This window comes from Streptomyces sp. NPDC058289 (assembly GCF_042880975.1).
In the GTDB taxonomy this organism is placed as follows: domain Bacteria; phylum Actinomycetota; class Actinomycetes; order Streptomycetales; family Streptomycetaceae; genus Streptomyces; species Streptomyces stoeckheimensis.
Window position 1 is genome coordinate 20,346 of record NZ_JBHVYI010000022.1, and the last position, 15,943, is coordinate 36,288.

Consider the following 15,943-nt stretch of genomic DNA (forward strand, 5'->3'; position numbering starts at 1 on the left):
AACAATGATCGGATCGCCCCCCGGCGCCTCCCCCAAAAAGGAGTCAGACGATGAGGCCACTGCGCCGCCCCCGCCAGGCCGCCACCTTGCTCGCCGCGCCTACATTCGCACTCACTTTCGCCGGCCTGGTCGCCACCCCCGCTCACGCCGCCGCCATCAACGTCACGTGCTCCCCCGCCGCCCTCATCCAGGCCATCACCACCGCCAACAGCACCCCCACCACCTCCGACACCCTCAATCTCGCCCGCGACTGCACCTACACCTACACCGAGCAGATCGCCGGCCCCGGCCAGGCCGCGCTCCCCCAGATCACCAGCCCCATCACCATCAACGGACGCAACGCCACCATCACCCGCGACGACAAAACCGACAACGAATTCCGCTTCTTCAACCTCCCCCCTGTCACCGGCGCGAACCTGACCCTCCGAGACGTTGCCCTCACCAACGCCAAAGCCGGAGGAAGCGCCCAGGGTGGAGCCATCCAGCTGGGATTCGGCACCGTTGCTTCCCTTGACAACACCCGCCTCACCGGCAACACCTCCAGCAACGGAGGCGGCGCCATCAACAACAACAATGGAACCCTCCGCGTCGAAGGTTCCTACTTCAAAGGCAACAACACCGAAGCCGGCCACGGCGGTGCCATCCTGAGCAGCGGCACCACACGCGTAGATCTCAGTGTCTTCACCAACAACTCCACCGGCCCCGTCAGCGGTGGCAACGGCGGAGCCATCTCGCACAGCAGCATCTCTGCACCCTTCACCCTGACCTCGAGCATCCTCACCGGCAACGAGGCAAGAGGCCTGGGCGGCGCCATCCACAACAACAGTTCCTCCGCGACCATCACCGACAGCCAGATCCGCAGCAACGACGCCAGAACCGGCGGGGGCATCGCCAACTTCGGCACGCTCACCATCAACATGCTCACCACCATCCGTGGCAACACTGCAAGCTTCTCCGGTGGCGGCATCTACAACTTTGGAACGCTCAATACCCGCAACACCGCCATCGACAGGAACGCTGTCACTCAAGGAACCGGCGGTGGCATTCACAACCAGGGTGACGCAACGCTCAACGACTCCCGTATCACCGGCAATACCGCGGCCCACGCCCCCGCCGGCCTCCACAACGAAGGCGGAACCGTCACCCTCAACCACACCACCATCAAAAACAACAACCCCGGCAACTGCGATCCCTCAAACCCCGCTGTCACCGGCTGTACTCAGTAGGTCCCCCCAGGGCGGGTACACCGAGCCGGAAGCAGACCAATTCTCCGGTGAATCCCGCCACCCGGCCGGGTGAGGCGCCGCGCGCGGCCGGAGTGCGGGGCACCGTTGCCGTTGTTCGAGGCGATCGACCGTCGCCGTCGCCGTCGCCGTCGAGCACAGAGAGACCTACAAGCGGGACCTGTACAAGCACTCAAACAAGGGCCTGATCGCCTCCGACGGATGCGACACGCGGCGAGAGCTCATCCCGGCCGAAGCGGTGACGGCACCTCAGGCAAGGTCCGACTGTTCATGAAGGTGGAGTTCGCCGCTTCAAGGAGCTGGTGGACGCGCTCGGCGGCGGGGATGCCGGTAGACGCCGCCACGGTCGACAGGGGTGTCAACACGATCTCCGCGACAAGGTCGGGCCGGACCACGGGGTGGTGGCGACGACGTCGCGGGTGCCCCATGCCGAGGAGAATTTCGCGCCGGTCCACGGCTGGCCCGGGCCAGCCAGGGCGAGGTACTCAGCGAGCCGGGGTGTCGGCGGCGGCCGCGGCCGCACCCAGGTATCCGACGCCGGCGCTGGCGCCCCAGAGCCGGTGCGTGTCCAGGGTGAGCCACGGCGCCGGAGACCGCATGGAAGCGGAAGTCCTGACGTGGCGCGCTGCCGAAGCGGGCGACGCCGACGCTTTGGTCCGCCCAGCGCAGGCCCGGGAAGCACATGGCGACGTGAGGGTGCAGACAGGCTCGTGCGGGAAGCCGTCGACAACGGCAAGCTGAGCGTCCTGCGGCTTGGCTGGCACCGCCACCACGTCCTCGCCTCGACCGCTACAGACGACCCCGTCCGCCTTGAAACGCCGTACTCAGTGCTGTAATCCGTATGGGGCTTTTCCTGGTGTCGCGGGTGTGCCGTGCGTCTCGTAGGGCATTTTCTGATATGCGCCAGCATCCAGAACAGAGCAGGAAAGACCGCTATGGGAACCCAGACGTTCACCATCCCCTCAGTGCGGACCGGCTTTCGCTGGCGCATCAACCCGCACCACTCCACCGAGATGGACGCGGATGCGAACGCGTGGGCGTTCGGCCTGTTCAGCGATGACCCCCGCGTGCCTGCGCCGGTGCATGCCGACAACTACACGACGTGGGCGGCGTTGTGTTTCCCTGACGTGGATGCCGACCTGCTGAGCCGTTGGTGCCGCTTCAATGCGCTGTACACGGTCATTGAGAACAAGCAGGAGGCCCTGTACGAAACGAGCGGCGCCGGCAGCGCTGAACGGCTATGGGAACGCACGGTCACGCTGCTGTTCCGACAGTCGCACGCTGACGACGTGTTCGTGGCATGCGACTGGGGCAAAGGACTGCCCCGGCACAATCTGACTGCAGCCATGGCGATCGCCGAGAAGCTCCCGGAGGCGCTGGCCCGGTACTTCCTGCGGCGCATCGCGTACATGGCGCAAGCGCAGTACCAGGAAGACCTCGCGATCCGATCGCCCCGGATGGGGTGGGGCGAGTACCTGGAGTACCGCCACATCAACTTCGCTGTCCCGCTGTTCACCGCGACCATTCCCGCGCTGTTGGAGCGGAGCCTTTCCGCGGAAGAGTGGGAGTCGACCGAGCGGGCGCAACTCGACCGGCTGACGGCGCATCACTGCTGCCTCGTCAATGATCTGTATTCGTTCCGGAAGGAGTGGAACGATAGGAACGGTAAGAAGCGGCACGTTCAGGCCGTCTCAGTACTACAACACATCTACGGCCTGGGCATTCAGGAAGCCTTGAACAGGCTCGTCGAGAGGATAGAGGAGACGGAACGCCAGTTTGTGGCGCTCCGTTCGCGTTGGGCCCTCACACCAGAAGCTGAAGAGTACTGCGATCGCCTGGAGGACATCAGCGCGGGAAACCTCCGCTACCACCAGACTTCGCCACGATTCCATGGGGGCGGTTTTGAGGGCGTGTTCACTGGTGGGGAACTGCAAGTGATCGGGGCGACCGGAGGCGCGTCCTCAAGGCCCGCGCAGGTACTCCGCCAGGCAGGAGCAGCCGCACCTGAGGCGATCATGCCTGAGCCCACGTCAACTGCGGTCCCGGCCGGGGAATGAGTGGCCCCGGCTGCAGGATGCATGGGAGCCACCAACACCCTGGCCGGCGGACCCGGCACTATCCATCGGCACCACCGCGAAGCGGTACTCGGTAACCTGCCCCTCGCGGTGGGCACTGTCATCGGCGGCGCCGACAGCCGCGCTTTCCTCGCGAACAGGATCGTCCGCCCCCGGCATGTCCGCCCCCCGGCATGTCCGGCCGGGGCGTGGAGTCGATGGGCCGCGCGCGGATCAGCCGCGGCGGGTCTTGCGCCAGCCGAAGGGGCCGGGCAGGTCCACCGAGGTGGTGCGGCGTCCGGTGCTGCTGTGGGTGCGGCGGGGGCCGTGCTTGCCGCCGCCGGTGGTGATCGACCACGACTTGCGGTTGATGTTGAGCCGGACACCGGGCAGGATCCTGAAGCTCTTGCGGAATGTCAGCGGCATGTCGTCTCACTTCCTCGGTGCGCGTACGGACGGGCGGCCCAACTGTGACTGCATTCAGGCCGGTTGAAGTACCGTCCGTCCGTATGTCCGGTGCTCCCCGTTCCATGCGCCCGCTGTCCCCTCAGACCGCAACGGCGGTGCCGAATCCGCGGGGCTAAGGGCTGTCCCGTACCTGATCTTTGGCACGAGAGTGGTCGGCTGAGATCGGATCCTGGGTCCCACTCTTTGAAGGAGGAGCCGACCTCGCTTCACCCCCCTGTGACCGCACGACACAGCGGCGGATGGCAGGGGCCATGCTCCCGGCAACGTGTGGATCCCCCCGCCCGGGGAGATGAGCAAGGCCCTGTTATCGTGCGCCGATGTCAACGATCAAGCAGTTCCAAGTGACCTTCGACTGCGCGGAACCTGCGCGCCTCGCCGCCTTCTGGAGCGAGGTGCTGGGGTACGTCGTACCGACGGTCCCGGAGGGCTTTGCCACGTGGGAGGAGTACCACCGCTCGCTGCCGCCTGAGGACGAGGTCTACTTCGCGTGCGCTGATCCCTCGGGTGTGGGCCCGCGCGTGCTCTTCCAGCGGGTTCCCGAAGGCAAGGTCGTCAAGAACCGGGTGCATCTTGATGTGCGGGTCGGCACAGGGCTCGTGGGTGACGAGCGCCTGGCCACACTCGAGGCCGAATGCGCACGGCTGATGGCGCTCGGCGCGAAACACGTGCTGACGCAGCGCGCCGATGGCGTCAACGAGTCGTGCATCACGATGCAGGACATCGAGGGCAACGAGTTCTGCCTCGCCTGATTCTCCTCCGAGACTGCGAGGTGGAGCCGTCTCCCGGGGACCTCTCAGGTCTCGTATGCGGCAGGGGCTATCCCGTGAGAGCGAGGTAGTGCAGTCGGGCGATGCCGAGCATGGCGTGTCGGACCCCGTCGCCCTTGAGACGGCAGGGTGCGGCGGTGGGGCATGAGGAGGCCGCTGCCCGAATAGCCGCCGTCGGCCATCGTAAGGGTCCTGCCCACGACGGCCTTCGCGCCAGACTCCTCCCATGCCCGGCAGTCGTTGCGATTGCCGGGCAAAGACTCACCGACCACAGCGAGCGACCAGGCGGGTATCCGCGTCAATGGCGACCTGGTGGTTGGTGGAGTACCGGTAAGTCTTTGGCTGTTCAGCGATGCTGTTGTCCTGGGTAGGCACCAGGGTGCCGTCGACTACCAGCACGGCGCCCTTGGCGATCCGGCGCCGAGGCCGGCATGCGATCAGCGGGCCGAGCTGGTCGATGATGCGGTCGGCCGCCGACTGCGAGATGCCAAACAATGGGGCGAGTTGGCGCATCGTCAGGTTCGCGCGCCAGTAGGCGGCGTTTGGCCGGCTGGAAGCGGGTCAGACGCATAGACAGCGGAGCACGCAGCCCGGACTGCAGCGAGGCTTCGCCGGCAGGAGCCGTGCGGGAGAACGATGCTCACGCGGCCCCGGCCACCGGCACCACGACTGCCGCACGGGATCCGCGCGGCACCGGGAACTCCGACGCCTCCGCCCATCTCCCTCGGCAGCGGAGCGGCTTCCCGGCAGCCCCCGACGACGGCGCTCAGACCACCGTCCCCGGGCCTCGGACCCCGGCGGCAGCCGCTCTCCCCGCGACGCGCGCGGAGGCGGCAGTGCCCTTTCCCCCCCGAAGCCGAGAAGGGCCATCCACTGTGGTCACTTGAGGTCGAAGATTGGTGGGACGAGCTCGCCCAGGTCGACGCACCGGCCGAGAGGAGTCGGCTGCGGTCCAACTCGGTATGCCGGGGCTTCAGTCGGTCCGTAGGAAGCGCCGTGACGCCGGGGCAAACTGCGTGATCGAAGTCAGAGGCGAGCGAAAGCGAAGATCAAAACGGAACCGACAGCCCTGCCTCGCGCAGCTTGGACAGCGCTATGGACATGCATTGCTGCACAGTCCTCCCGTCGGCTCGCATGCCGTGCTCCAAGGGACCGCCGCTGGCTGCGAACGTCCACGCCGGTGCGTTGTCGGCCACCCTCTCGGCGTCGACTCTGATCATGGCGTTCACGCCTTGCTCACCCAGTCATTCCAGGATGAGGACCATCACGTCCTCGATGCCGCCGTCCTGGTCGATCTTTGGCCAGCGGCCCTCGTTTCCCGTCATTGCCCAGACTCTACCGAGGGGTCCGAAGCAGTCGGCGTCCAGCGGTCAGGTCGGGACGCTCAGTTCCTGGTTTCCGTTCTGGTGAAGAGCTCAGCGCACTCGCTGGCGAAGGCCACAGAGCCGGTCCACGACCTGCGGTACTCCTGCGGATCCAGCACCATGTTCGTCGTGACATCGGTCCACCGCTGCCACCGGCCACCGGCAGCCGGCAGCCGGCAGCCGGCAGCAAGGTACGGGGATGCTCGCTCGGTCCCCAGGACGGCGTCGAGGTGAAGCAGTGTGCTGAGAACAAAGGTCCGGTCGTAGACGAGGTGGGTTTGAGGCAGGTAGCGATCAAGGTATCTGCAGACCAGATCGGCGTCCGCGCTGGTGCCGAAAGCGGCAAGAGTGATGCAGCAGGACCCGCCATAGGGGCCTGCGCCGGCCGGCAGAAGTTCGCCGATGCGGCAGGTCGCGCTCAGGTCCGCTCAACCGCAGCGAGCTTCCACCCAGCCGCCGGCACCGCCGGGCGTGACGAACCGTCGGACCAGGTACATGTGCTCAGAGTCGGTGTTGGCGTAGCGCATGGCGGCATCTTTGCCCGGCGAGGTCCCAGCTGCCAGCGGCTATTCGGCCCAGGCTTGGCTCTACAGACCGGACGCAGCTTGGACGCTGGAAGGCCTGTGATCACTCGCCCCTCACCGAACTCCCCAAGAGGGTGGAAGGGGCTCACTGGCGCCGTGTAACAAGGTGGAGGGCGAGTTTTTGATGTTGGTCCGCTGAGTGGGGCAACCATCTCCGTGCTTCGTGTGTCGAACCGGTGTTGGCAAGCCACTTCTCTGTTCGCGGAGGCATTTTTTGAAGAGAATCACGGCCAAACGGTCCGTTACGGTGCTCGGCTCCGCCGTCGCCATGGTCGTATCCTCCTTGGTCATCGCACCGTCGGCCCAGGCCGGCAGCAGCCCACCGAGCGGGGAGGTCTTCGGCTCGGTGGATTCCGGTGGGGTGGTCCACGTGGACCTGTTCAGCGGGGAGACCCCGGCACAGGTCGGTAATCTCACGGTCCGGGTGCGGGAGAGGAACGGTGGTCCTGTGGTGGGCCGGGTCGGTGGGTTCACCGGCGGCCGGTGTGAGGACGAGATGTGCTACACGCGTACGTACGAATCGGCGCCCGGTCGGCTCAACGTGCGGATGGGCGTCTACGACATGGAGCTCGTACGGAACGAAGGTAAGACCGATGAGCAGGTCGGCGCTCTGACGGGAATCCTGAACTTCGCCATCAATCCGCGGTTCACGAGCCTCACCTCCTCTGTGTCCACCGTGTCCTACGACCGCCGTTCCGGCGTTGCCTCGGGAACGCTGGTTGCGGAGGATCCGAACACGCACGAGGTCAAGCCGCTCACCGGCGCCGATGTCAACCTGTACCCGACCGCGATCGAGCCGTCGAGGCTGACCACTGATGGGGAGGGACGTTTCACCGGGCCCTTCGGGTTCTACGGCAGTGAGCCGAAGACCGTCCTGACGGCCAGGCTCGGCGGCGACTGGGGGGTTTCCAAGGAGGTCGCGCTCCAGGTCCGCAAGCAGACCGCGAAGCTGACGGTGAAGGCGCCCGGCGCGGTGGCGAACGGACGGTACGAAACCTTCCTCCCCGTGAGGGGCACGCTCACCCGCGTCGCCGAGGACGGAACGGAGCAGCCGGTTTCGGGAACGCAAGTCTCGGTTACGAAGGACGGCTGCGTGGTCGTCACGGATACCAGCGAGTGTGGCAACGGGTACGACAACACCCGCCCCGACGGCTCGTTCGACGTCGACTACCAGGTCCTGGGCGACGCGAAAATGTCGGTTCAGGTTTCCAGCCCTTGGTTTGAGACCGTGGTCCCGTATCGCTTCTCGGTTAACGCCACGCACATGAGCGCTTTCTCTGGACTGAAGGGAAGCGTCGACAAGTTCCAGAAGGTCACCTTCACCGGAAAGCTGGTGGTGACCGAGGGCACCGTGCCGGCCGGTACTTCCGCGAACGTCCAGTTCCAGTACTCGGCGGACAAGGGCAAGACCTGGCAGTACGCCGGGAAGTTCGACACCACGTATGGCGAGACGTTCACCCATGCGACACGGTGGCCGGCCGGGGAGTCCACGCTGTGGCGACTGGTCCACGGGGCTCAGCGAAGCGTGGGCCCGACGGAGAGTCAGCCTGTCAGCCTCGGCCGCCGGCTGACGAGGATCGCGAGTGACGATGTGACGCCCGAGGGCGTGCGCCGTGGCACGTCCATCACCGCGAAGGGTCTGCTGACCCAGAAGATCGGCACCGCCTGGAAGCCGCAGGCCGGACAGACGGTCCGGATCTACTTCAAGCCGGCCACGCCCGGCGGCGCCTGGAAGCAGATGGGCACGGCGACAACCCTGGCCAACGGCACCTTCAGCAGGAAGTTCACCGCACAGCAGGACGGGACCTGGCAGATGCGCTACGTCGACGCTCCCGCGACGCACTACGCGTCCAACGGGCGCGAGGACTACGTAGACGTGCTCTGATCCGTCCCTGTCGTTTCCGGGGGTGCTGAGCGAGGGTGATTCGCTGTCTGCCGATGCTCTGCGGCGACGGCGACGGCGACGAACCGCCGGCCCGCTCCCCCGGAAACGGAGTGAAGCACGGGCGGAACCCCGCAGCCAGCAGATTGTCTGTGGTACTCGGCCACCTGGAGATGAGTGCCCTGGCTAGCGGGTCAGCAGGCTGGCCGCGGCGTCGGTGAATGCTCCGGGAGCCTCCTGCGGAACGTTGTGTCCCACTCCTGGCAGGAGCCGGTACTCATACGGTCCGGTGAAGAAGTCTCGGTCCTCTGCCGGGGCCGGACCGTACACGCCGTCGTCACCGCTTTCGAGTACGACCGTGGGCACGGAGATCGGCGGCTGCACGGCGATGAGGTCCTCGAGATCCTGGTAGCGGGGCTCACCCTCGACCAGGCCGAACCGGTGCCGGTAGGAGTGGATCACCACATCGACGAAGTCGGGATTGTGCAGGCTCGCGGCGCTGGCGGGGAAGGCCTTGCTCGCACCGGCCCTCCGGGTGCCCGGAGGGCCGGTGCCCGGCTCTGAGTGGTCGGCTCCGGGCGCCCGGCTCCGGGTGGCCGGAACTCGCCCGAGGCCGGGGAGTAGTTGCGTACCAACTGGTAACTTGCGCGAGTTGATCATGCTTGCGGTCGTGGCCGGCCACGCTCCCGGCCCGAGCCGCTCCACCCGTCTCGGTCAAGGAACCACATTGGCACGCACCGCCCGGACGACCTCCCTCGTCTCCGCATCCGCCCTCGCCCTCACCCTCGCCCTCATCGGCACGGCCGCCCCCGCGTCTGCCGTGGACGCGCCCACACCGCACTTGGACTCCGTCGAGCAAACCTTGCGACAGGTCTCGCCGGGCCTGGAGGGCTCGGTCTGGGAACGCACTTCCGGCAACCGGCTCGGCTCGTCCGAGCCCGGGGGTTCCGACTGGCTGCTCCAGACGCCCGGCTGCTGGGGCGACGCCACGTGCGCCGACCGGCCCGGATCGCGCCGCCTTCTGGAGAAGATGCGCCAGGACATCGCCGACGCCCGGCAGACGGTCGACATATCGACGCTGGCACCCTTCCCCGACGGGGGCTACCAGGAGGCGATCATCGCCGGCCTCAGGGAATCGGCCCGGAAGGGCAACCGATTGAAGGTGCGCATCCTGGTGGGCGCCGCACCCCTCTACCACTCCACGGTGATCCCGTCGTCCTACCGGGACGAGCTGCTCGCGCGACTGGGCCCGGCCGCCGCGGGCAGCATCACGCTCAACGTGGCCTCGATGACCACCTCGAAGACCGCCTTCTCCTGGAACCACTCCAAGCTCGTGGTGGTGGACGGCAGTTCGGTCATCACGGGCGGCATCAACAGCTGGAAGGACGACTACCTGGACACCACCCACCCGGTGAACGACGTCGACCTCGCGCTCTCCGGACCCGCGGCGGGCTCGGCCGGCCGCTACCTCGACTCCCTGTGGGACTGGACCTGTCGCAACAAGACCAGTTGGAGCGCGGTCTGGTTCGCAGCCTCACCCGGCGCGGACTGCATGCCCTCCCTGCCCCGGCCCACCTCCCCGCAGGGTGGGGGCGACGTGCCCGCGCTCGCCGTCGGCGGACTCGGTGTGGGCATCCGCCAGAACGACCCCGCCTCCTCGTTCCGCCCGGTCCTGCCGACGGCCGGTGACACCAAGTGCGGGATCGGCCTGCACGACTACACCAACGCCGACCGCGACTACGACACGGTCAACCCGGAAGAGAGCGCCCTGCGCGCCCTCGTCTCCAGCGCGAACTCGCACATAGAGATCTCCCAGCAGGACGTGCACGCCACCTGTCCGCCGCTGCCCCGCTACGACGTACGCCTCTACGACGCTCTTGCCGCGAAGCTCGTCTCCGGCGTGAAGGTCCGCATCGTCGTGAGCGATCCGGCGAACCGCGGCACGATCGGCAGCGGCGGCTACTCGCAGATCAAGTCGCTCTCCGAAGTGAGCGACGCCCTGCGCGGCCGGGTAACAGCCTTGACGGGTGACGGCGTTCGGGCGCGGACAGCCCTGTGCGAGAACCTCCAGTTGGCCACGTTCCGGGCCTCCGACCGGCCTACTTGGGCCGACGGCAAGCCGTACGCCCAGCACCACAAGCTCGTCTCGGTCGACGGCGCGGCCTTCTACATCGGCTCCAAGAACCTCTACCCCTCCTGGCTGCAGGACTTCGGGTACGTCATCGAGAGCCCGGCCGCGGCCGCACAGCTGAAGAGCGATCTGCTGGACCCGCAGTGGCGCTACTCCCAGGCCACCGCTACGTACGACCACGCCCGCGGCCTCTGCCAGAGCTGACGTCCCCCGTCGGCCGTCCCCCGTCCCCCGGCGTGGCCGTGCCGCGGGACGGCGCAGCCGGTTCACCGGTGAGGGAACGGGAAGGCCGTTCCGTTTCCCTCGAGGTGCTCTCGGACGCACTGCGTGTACTGGTGGAAGCTCTCGGGCTCGTAGCACGCCTGCGTCTCGTTCGCGTACCAGACCATGAACGCGGCGACCAGCCCGGACACCACGATCGCGAGGGACGACGTCACCACCGCGGTGACGGCCCTGCCCCGGCCCACACCGGTCCGCTTGGCCGCCATCAGCGCGGCGATGCCCAGGATCAGGCCCAATACGGCGAGGGGACCGCCGACGAAGACGACCGAGGTGCACAGGCCGATGATGCCCAGTGTCATGGCGGCTGTGGCCAGGCTGTTCTTCGGTGTTGTCAGGCCCGCCGCCATTCCGCTCGGCGCCGCCTGACTTCGTACGGTCTGGTCCTGAGCGGACGCCGCGTGATTCGGCGGCGTCTCGATCCCCTGAGCATTCATCGGCCCGTCCTTTCGTCCCGTCAACTGGTGAGACCCCGATTCTGGTTTCGGGGATCCACGGACACATCACGGGAAGGCGGGAGAGTTCGCTCCCCCGATCGGGGGAGGCCGCAGGTGGGCCGTCCGGTCATACTTGCCTGGCCATGTTCAGAGGAATCCGGCCGCTGCTGCGCGGCTCCACGTATTCGGGTGCGCTATTCGCCTATTGCGGCGCGTTGGCGAGCCTTCCCTTGCTGCCTTTCGCAGCACTACCGGCGGTGGCGTGGCCGTCCGCTTCGTTGGAGGTGCAGTTCGCTCTGACCGTGCTGGTCTGGTCCGTACTGATCGGCGTGATCGGGCTGGCTCGCACCACGCGGCGGGTGCTGATCGCGTGTGCCCGGCGGATGCTGGCGGTGCCGTTGCCGGACCCCGTGGGCGAGCGCCGGCGTGCGCGGCCGCCTGGTGACGGGGCGGCTCCTTCCACGGCATCGGGCGCCGACCGCCTGCGGACCCCGCTCTGGTTGGTGTCGCATGTGGTGCTGGGGTGGGCGGGGGCGCAGCTGAGCATCCTGCTGTTCGTCGCGGGGCTGCTCCTTCCCGGCGGTTGGGCCGGCGCCGAGGCCGGGGTGAGTGTGAACGGCTGGTCGCTGCGGGCGGATCGCGGCTGGCAGAGCTGGGTAGCGGCGCTTTGCTGCCTGCTGCTGGCGGCGACCCTGTGCCTGGCGGTGACATACGCCCTGCGGTGGCTGGCGCCCAGGCTGCTGGGTCCTTCGTCGGCCGAGCAGCTCGCGCTGGCGGCCGAGCGGGAGCGCCTCATGGCCGAACGCAACCGGTTGGCCCATGAGTTGCACGACTCGATCGGGCACACCCTGACGGCCGCCACGATCCAGGCAGCGGTCGCGGGCGAGGTGCTCACGGCCGACCCGGTGGCGGCGCGTGCCGCCCTGCGCAGCATCGAGGAGTCGACCCGGGCCGCCCTTGAGGACCTGGACTACGTGCTGGGCATGCTGCGGGAGGAGAAGGCGGGGACGGCGCCGGCCCGGACCCTGGCCGACCTGCCCGAGTTGCTCGACCGGCTGCGGCACGCGGGCGCGGTGGTGGAGCCGGAGCTGTCGGGCGACCATGCGCAGGTGCAGGGGACGCTCTCCCGGGCGGCGTACCGGATCCTGCAGGAAGGGCTGACGAACGCGCTGCGGCACGGAGCGGGCGGTCCGATCCGGGTCACGGTGGCGACCGCGCCGGACTCGTTGGAGATCTGCGTGGTCAACCGGACCGGAACCGGGGGCGGAATGAGCCCGGGTGCCTTCCCGACGTCCGGGCACGGCCTGCCCGGCCTCTTGGAGCGCGTGCGGCTCCTGCACGGCGAAATCGAGGCCGGTCCGGACGGTCCGGAGCACTGGCGGCTCGCGGTCCGGCTGCCGGTACGCTTGCCCGCATGATCGGCTCACGAGCGAGCGCAGCGGTCGCGACCGGCCCCGCCGCGAGCGCGGCCGTCACGACCGACACCGTCGGCGCCTCCAGCTGCACCACCCTCCTGATCGCGGACGACGACGAGGTGACCCGCAGCGGTCTGCGCACGCTGCTCGCCATGCAGCCCGGGATTGCCGTCGTCGGGGAGGCCGCCGACGGCATCGAAGCGGTCGAGCGGGCGCGGCAGTTGCGGCCGGACGTGGTCTTGATGGACGTACGGATGCCGCGCTGCAACGGCATAGAGGCCACCCGGCAGCTCCTCGCCGGGTCGGCCGACCCGCCGAAAGTCGTGGTGATCACCACCTTCGAGAACGACGACTACGTCACCGCCGCACTCAGCGCCGGGGCCGGCGGCTTCGTACTCAAGCGGCTCCCCGTCCCCAAGATCGCGGAGGCGGTGCGGGTGGTCGCGGCGGGCGAGGCGATCCTCTTCCCGGCGGCCCTTCGTCAGATGGTCACCGCCCGTCCACTGGGATCCGCTCAGGCGCTGCCGCAGGCGGCGCTGACGGGCCGGGAGGAGGAGGTGCTGCGCTTGATGGCCACGGGCCGGTCCAACCCGGACATCGCGGAGACGTGCAGGGTGAGCCTGGAGACGGTGAAGACGCACGTCGGGAACGTACTGACCAAACTCGGCGCGCAGAACCGGACCCACGCGGTGGTGATCGCGTACGAAACCGGCCTGGTCGTGCCCGGGGTCACGGGCTGACGCACCATCGGCCGACCTCCGGTGCCGCGTCACGTCCACGCCGCGCTGACCGTGGAGGCGGTCCCATGGCTGCGGCCATGTCGGGCCTCGGAAATGGAGTGGGTCTACGGGAGCTTCAGCCACGGGCTGCGGTACGGCATCGTCCACGTTCCGGAAGAGGTCCAGTTGATCTGGGTGTAATTCGCATACGACTCACCAGTCTGGGCCGTGGTGTCGCTGAAGTCGGGAGCCGTGAAGTGCTTGTCGTTGATGGCCCCTGAGGGGCAGGGGTACACCTTGTTCGATACGACTTGCGAATTTCCCGTCCGGACCGTTCGCATAGCGATATTGCAGGCCGGGTGCCCCGCAGCCAAGCTGATGTACGCGTCGGGGCGCCCCACTCCCCACCGGGGCGAGCTGATACAGGCCTTGATCTTGACGTACTGCCCGCCGGTCCCGGCGTAGTAGGTGCCGCAGCCGCCACCGCTGGCCGCCCGGGCGTTGGTCCCCGCCATGACGGACGCCACTACCACTCCGGCGACGCCGGCGGTTCGTGCCGCTGTATGAACGAATCCACGCATGAATTCCCCCGTGCAAATTCCCTGCCGGGTATCGACAGGACGTTGGGCCTCACGATAGGACAAGCCGTGTGCTCTGGAGCATAGGCTTCGAGTGAAGTCGAGGATCTTCAGAGCTTCACGAGGGCCGTCGCCGAAAGCGCGTGAATCGTCTTTTCATAACGCCGGCGCCCACCTTCGCGGACCCGTCAGGGAAATGGCCGACCGTCCGCAACTCCACAAGCACCTCATGCACCAGACCCTCGCCGGGCTGCGCGACGAACTCGGCGCCGCCGGAGCGGGAGGGGCCGGCGGCACCATCGGCGTGACCGTCAGGCGGGCCAAGCCGGGGAAAGCGAGGAGCGCGTCACGGACCATGCCCCCGGGCAGCGACTTGCGGAGGTGGTCGACCCACCGGCCGGAATCCGCGGCGCGTGGATGGACCCCAGGTCCAGTAGGTGTGAGCTGGCCTGGAAGTCGTCGAAGTGATCGCCGGCCAGGCTGGCGGGGACCTGAGTCCGGGACATCATCGACTCCCAGTACTCGTACCGCTCGGTCCCCGATAGCTCATTGGTCGTCAGCGCCGTCCACAGCATCGTTCCACCGCTCCCCCGCATCGTGTCCCACGTCCCTGACCGTGGAGCAGTCGTCATCCAACTAGCCGCGCACTGAGGCTAGTTGACGTGTTCGAGTGGGGCGCATCCGGGTTTTGGGTGCACGGGGCCGGCGTTCGGGCTATTCCGCGTAGTCGTTGCCCTGGAGGTGGAGCGAGCGCAGGGCCGCCTCCAGCGTGAAGCGGTGTTCCGGGTCCGTGATGCGGTCGCCCAGGTGTGCGTCCAGGTTGCGCAGGCGGTAGCGGACCGTCTGCGCGTGGACTCCGAGCACCTCGGCGACCTGGTCGGCGGGGCCCCGGGTGGAGATGTGGACGCGCAGCGTCTCGACCAGGCGCCCGCGCCTGGAGCCGGTGAGGCTGCTGAGCGGGGCCAGCTCGCGGGCCGCGATGCGGGTGACGAGCGCGGGGTCGGACAGGAGCCACAGTGTTGTCAGGTGGTCTTCGCAGTGCACGACCGGTTGGTCGGGCACGATCCCGTCGTCGATGAGCTGCAGCACCCTCCTGGCCCACCGGATGGAGTCGGCGGCCTGTGGCGGTGGCACGGTCAGGCCTATGACGGCCGGGGCGCCCGACAGGGCGGATTCGAGCATCGCCAGTCGCTCGGGGGTGAGCGGTCCGGGGATCAGCAGGTGCGGCTGGGGCATGCCGAGGTCGGCGAGGACGTCCCGGTCGAGACATGTCCGTATGCGGTCGGGCGCCGGGGCCCGCAAGGCCACCAGCGTGCACTGGGCGGGGAGTTCCCAGGACGCCTGCTCGCACAGCTCGGCGATGGTCGCCTGTGGCAGGGGCGACCCGACGAGGATGAGATGGAGCAGTTGCCTGCGTAACGCCGACACCTCGGAGGCCGCACGGGCCTGGACCTCCGCGTACCCCTCGCGCGCGATTGCCTCCAGCTCGTCGACGTACGCGAAGAGCGCGTCCGCGAAGGCGAGGATCACGGAGGGCGACAGCTTGTACCGCCGGCCGAGGGTCTTGGCCCGGCGCAGCGCGATGCGCGCGCCGAGCCGGTAGGCCCCCTGGAGGGTGTCGAGGTCTCGACCCTCGTACGCCTCCACCCGGCCGAACTTGCGCAGCAGCTCGTCGCGCAGGACCGAGCTCGCGCCGGGGTCTGCGACACGGTCCACGAACGTGGCCAGCGCCTGCTCCACGCCCTGGCGGATGGCGTCCGCGTTGGGGCCGTTGAGGAGTCGGGCATACACCGGATAGGCGCGCTCCACCTCGACGCGGATCTCCTTGATGAGGCCCGGAACCTCGGGCCTCATCAAGGCGGCGAACTCCCTGGGGAGCGGATCGAGCGGTTCACCGAGGTCCGGCGATGGTGCGATTGAGGGCATGACGGACCCCTTGCTCTCCTGCGCGCCCGGTGGGGCGTGGCGTGGCAGTGCCCTGTCTTACTGGAGGGCTCGGGCGCGGCCGTAAGGTGCGTACC

The 15,943-nt window shown here is 68.1% G+C and carries 13 protein-coding genes and 1 pseudogene; 8 read left to right on the forward strand and 6 right to left on the reverse strand.

All coding sequences use genetic code 11. From position 1 onward, the window contains the following. The first annotated feature begins 50 nt into the window (after positions 1-50). Positions 51-1,226, forward strand: coding sequence for a hypothetical protein (locus ACFVX6_RS13855; RefSeq protein ID WP_389691039.1), 1,176 nt, complete (start codon positions 51-53; stop codon positions 1,224-1,226). Between the two features lie 953 nt (positions 1,227-2,179). Then, positions 2,180-3,301 (forward strand): terpene synthase family protein, encoded by a 1,122-nt coding sequence (locus ACFVX6_RS13860; protein ID WP_389691041.1) that lies wholly within the window; start codon positions 2,180-2,182, stop codon positions 3,299-3,301. Between the two features lie 231 nt (positions 3,302-3,532). Here the strand turns inward: ACFVX6_RS13860 and ACFVX6_RS13865 are convergent, their stop codons facing one another. Further along, positions 3,533-3,724: a DUF4236 domain-containing protein gene (locus tag ACFVX6_RS13865; RefSeq protein WP_052876879.1), complete on the reverse strand. Its 192-nt coding sequence runs from the start codon at positions 3,722-3,724 to the stop codon at positions 3,533-3,535. A 359-nt stretch (positions 3,725-4,083) separates the two neighbouring features. On the opposite strand from ACFVX6_RS13865, the gene ACFVX6_RS13870 reads away from it, so the two are divergent. Then, a complete protein-coding gene (locus ACFVX6_RS13870; protein WP_389691043.1) occupies positions 4,084-4,515 on the forward strand; it encodes a VOC family protein in 432 nt (143 codons plus the stop codon). A gap of 67 nt (positions 4,516-4,582) precedes the next feature. On the opposite strand, the pseudogene ACFVX6_RS13875 reads toward ACFVX6_RS13870, so the two are convergent. Both ACFVX6_RS13875 and ACFVX6_RS13880 read right to left on the reverse strand, forming a co-directional pair. Then, a pseudogene (locus ACFVX6_RS13875) lies at positions 4,583-5,073 on the reverse strand (transposase); the annotation flags it as partial. Positions 5,074-5,917: 844 nt separating this feature from the next. Next, positions 5,918-6,319 carry a DUF6000 family protein gene (locus ACFVX6_RS13880; protein ID WP_389691168.1) on the reverse strand — a complete coding sequence of 134 codons (402 nt, stop codon included), beginning with the start codon at positions 6,317-6,319 and terminating at the stop codon, positions 5,918-5,920. 709 nt (positions 6,320-7,028) lie between these two features. Here ACFVX6_RS13880 and ACFVX6_RS13885 point away from each other — a divergent pair. Continuing rightward, positions 7,029-8,366 (forward strand): hypothetical protein, encoded by a 1,338-nt coding sequence (locus ACFVX6_RS13885; protein WP_389691045.1) that lies wholly within the window; start codon positions 7,029-7,031, stop codon positions 8,364-8,366. A 183-nt stretch (positions 8,367-8,549) separates the two neighbouring features. Here ACFVX6_RS13885 and ACFVX6_RS13890 read toward each other — a convergent pair whose 3' ends face one another. Then, positions 8,550-8,825: an alpha/beta fold hydrolase gene (locus ACFVX6_RS13890; protein WP_389691047.1), complete on the reverse strand. Its 276-nt coding sequence runs from the start codon at positions 8,823-8,825 to the stop codon at positions 8,550-8,552. Positions 8,826-9,090: 265 nt separating this feature from the next. Here ACFVX6_RS13890 and ACFVX6_RS13895 point away from each other — a divergent pair, with 265 nt between their 5' ends. After that, a complete protein-coding gene (locus ACFVX6_RS13895; protein ID WP_389691049.1) occupies positions 9,091-10,698 on the forward strand; it encodes a phospholipase in 1,608 nt (535 codons plus the stop codon). Between the two features lie 62 nt (positions 10,699-10,760). On the opposite strand, the gene ACFVX6_RS13900 is transcribed toward ACFVX6_RS13895, so the two are convergent. Then, the gene (locus tag ACFVX6_RS13900; RefSeq protein WP_389691051.1) at positions 10,761-11,210 is read right to left on the reverse strand and encodes a DUF4190 domain-containing protein; all 450 of its coding nucleotides are present in this window, start codon (positions 11,208-11,210) and stop codon (positions 10,761-10,763) included. Positions 11,211-11,494: 284 nt separating this feature from the next. On the opposite strand from ACFVX6_RS13900, the gene ACFVX6_RS13905 reads away from it, so the two are divergent. From ACFVX6_RS13905 to ACFVX6_RS13915, 3 genes are read left to right on the forward strand one after another with little or no spacing between them, the layout of a single operon-like run. Then, positions 11,495-12,628: a sensor histidine kinase gene (locus tag ACFVX6_RS13905; protein ID WP_389691053.1), complete on the forward strand. Its 1,134-nt coding sequence runs from the start codon at positions 11,495-11,497 to the stop codon at positions 12,626-12,628. After that, positions 12,625-13,365, forward strand: a complete 741-nt coding sequence (locus ACFVX6_RS13910) for a response regulator (protein WP_389691055.1) — start codon at positions 12,625-12,627, stop codon at positions 13,363-13,365. Before ACFVX6_RS13905 ends, ACFVX6_RS13910 begins: the two co-directional genes overlap by 4 nt. Positions 13,366-13,386: 21 nt before the next feature. Then, positions 13,387-13,545 carry a hypothetical protein gene (locus ACFVX6_RS13915; protein WP_389691057.1) on the forward strand — a complete coding sequence of 53 codons (159 nt, stop codon included), beginning with the start codon at positions 13,387-13,389 and terminating at the stop codon, positions 13,543-13,545. Positions 13,546-14,636: 1,091 nt separating this feature from the next. Here ACFVX6_RS13915 and ACFVX6_RS13920 read toward each other — a convergent pair. Then, complete coding sequence (locus ACFVX6_RS13920; RefSeq protein WP_389691059.1) at positions 14,637-15,848, reverse strand: PucR family transcriptional regulator; 1,212 nt, start codon at positions 15,846-15,848, stop codon at positions 14,637-14,639. Between the last annotated feature and the right edge of the window lie 95 nt (positions 15,849-15,943).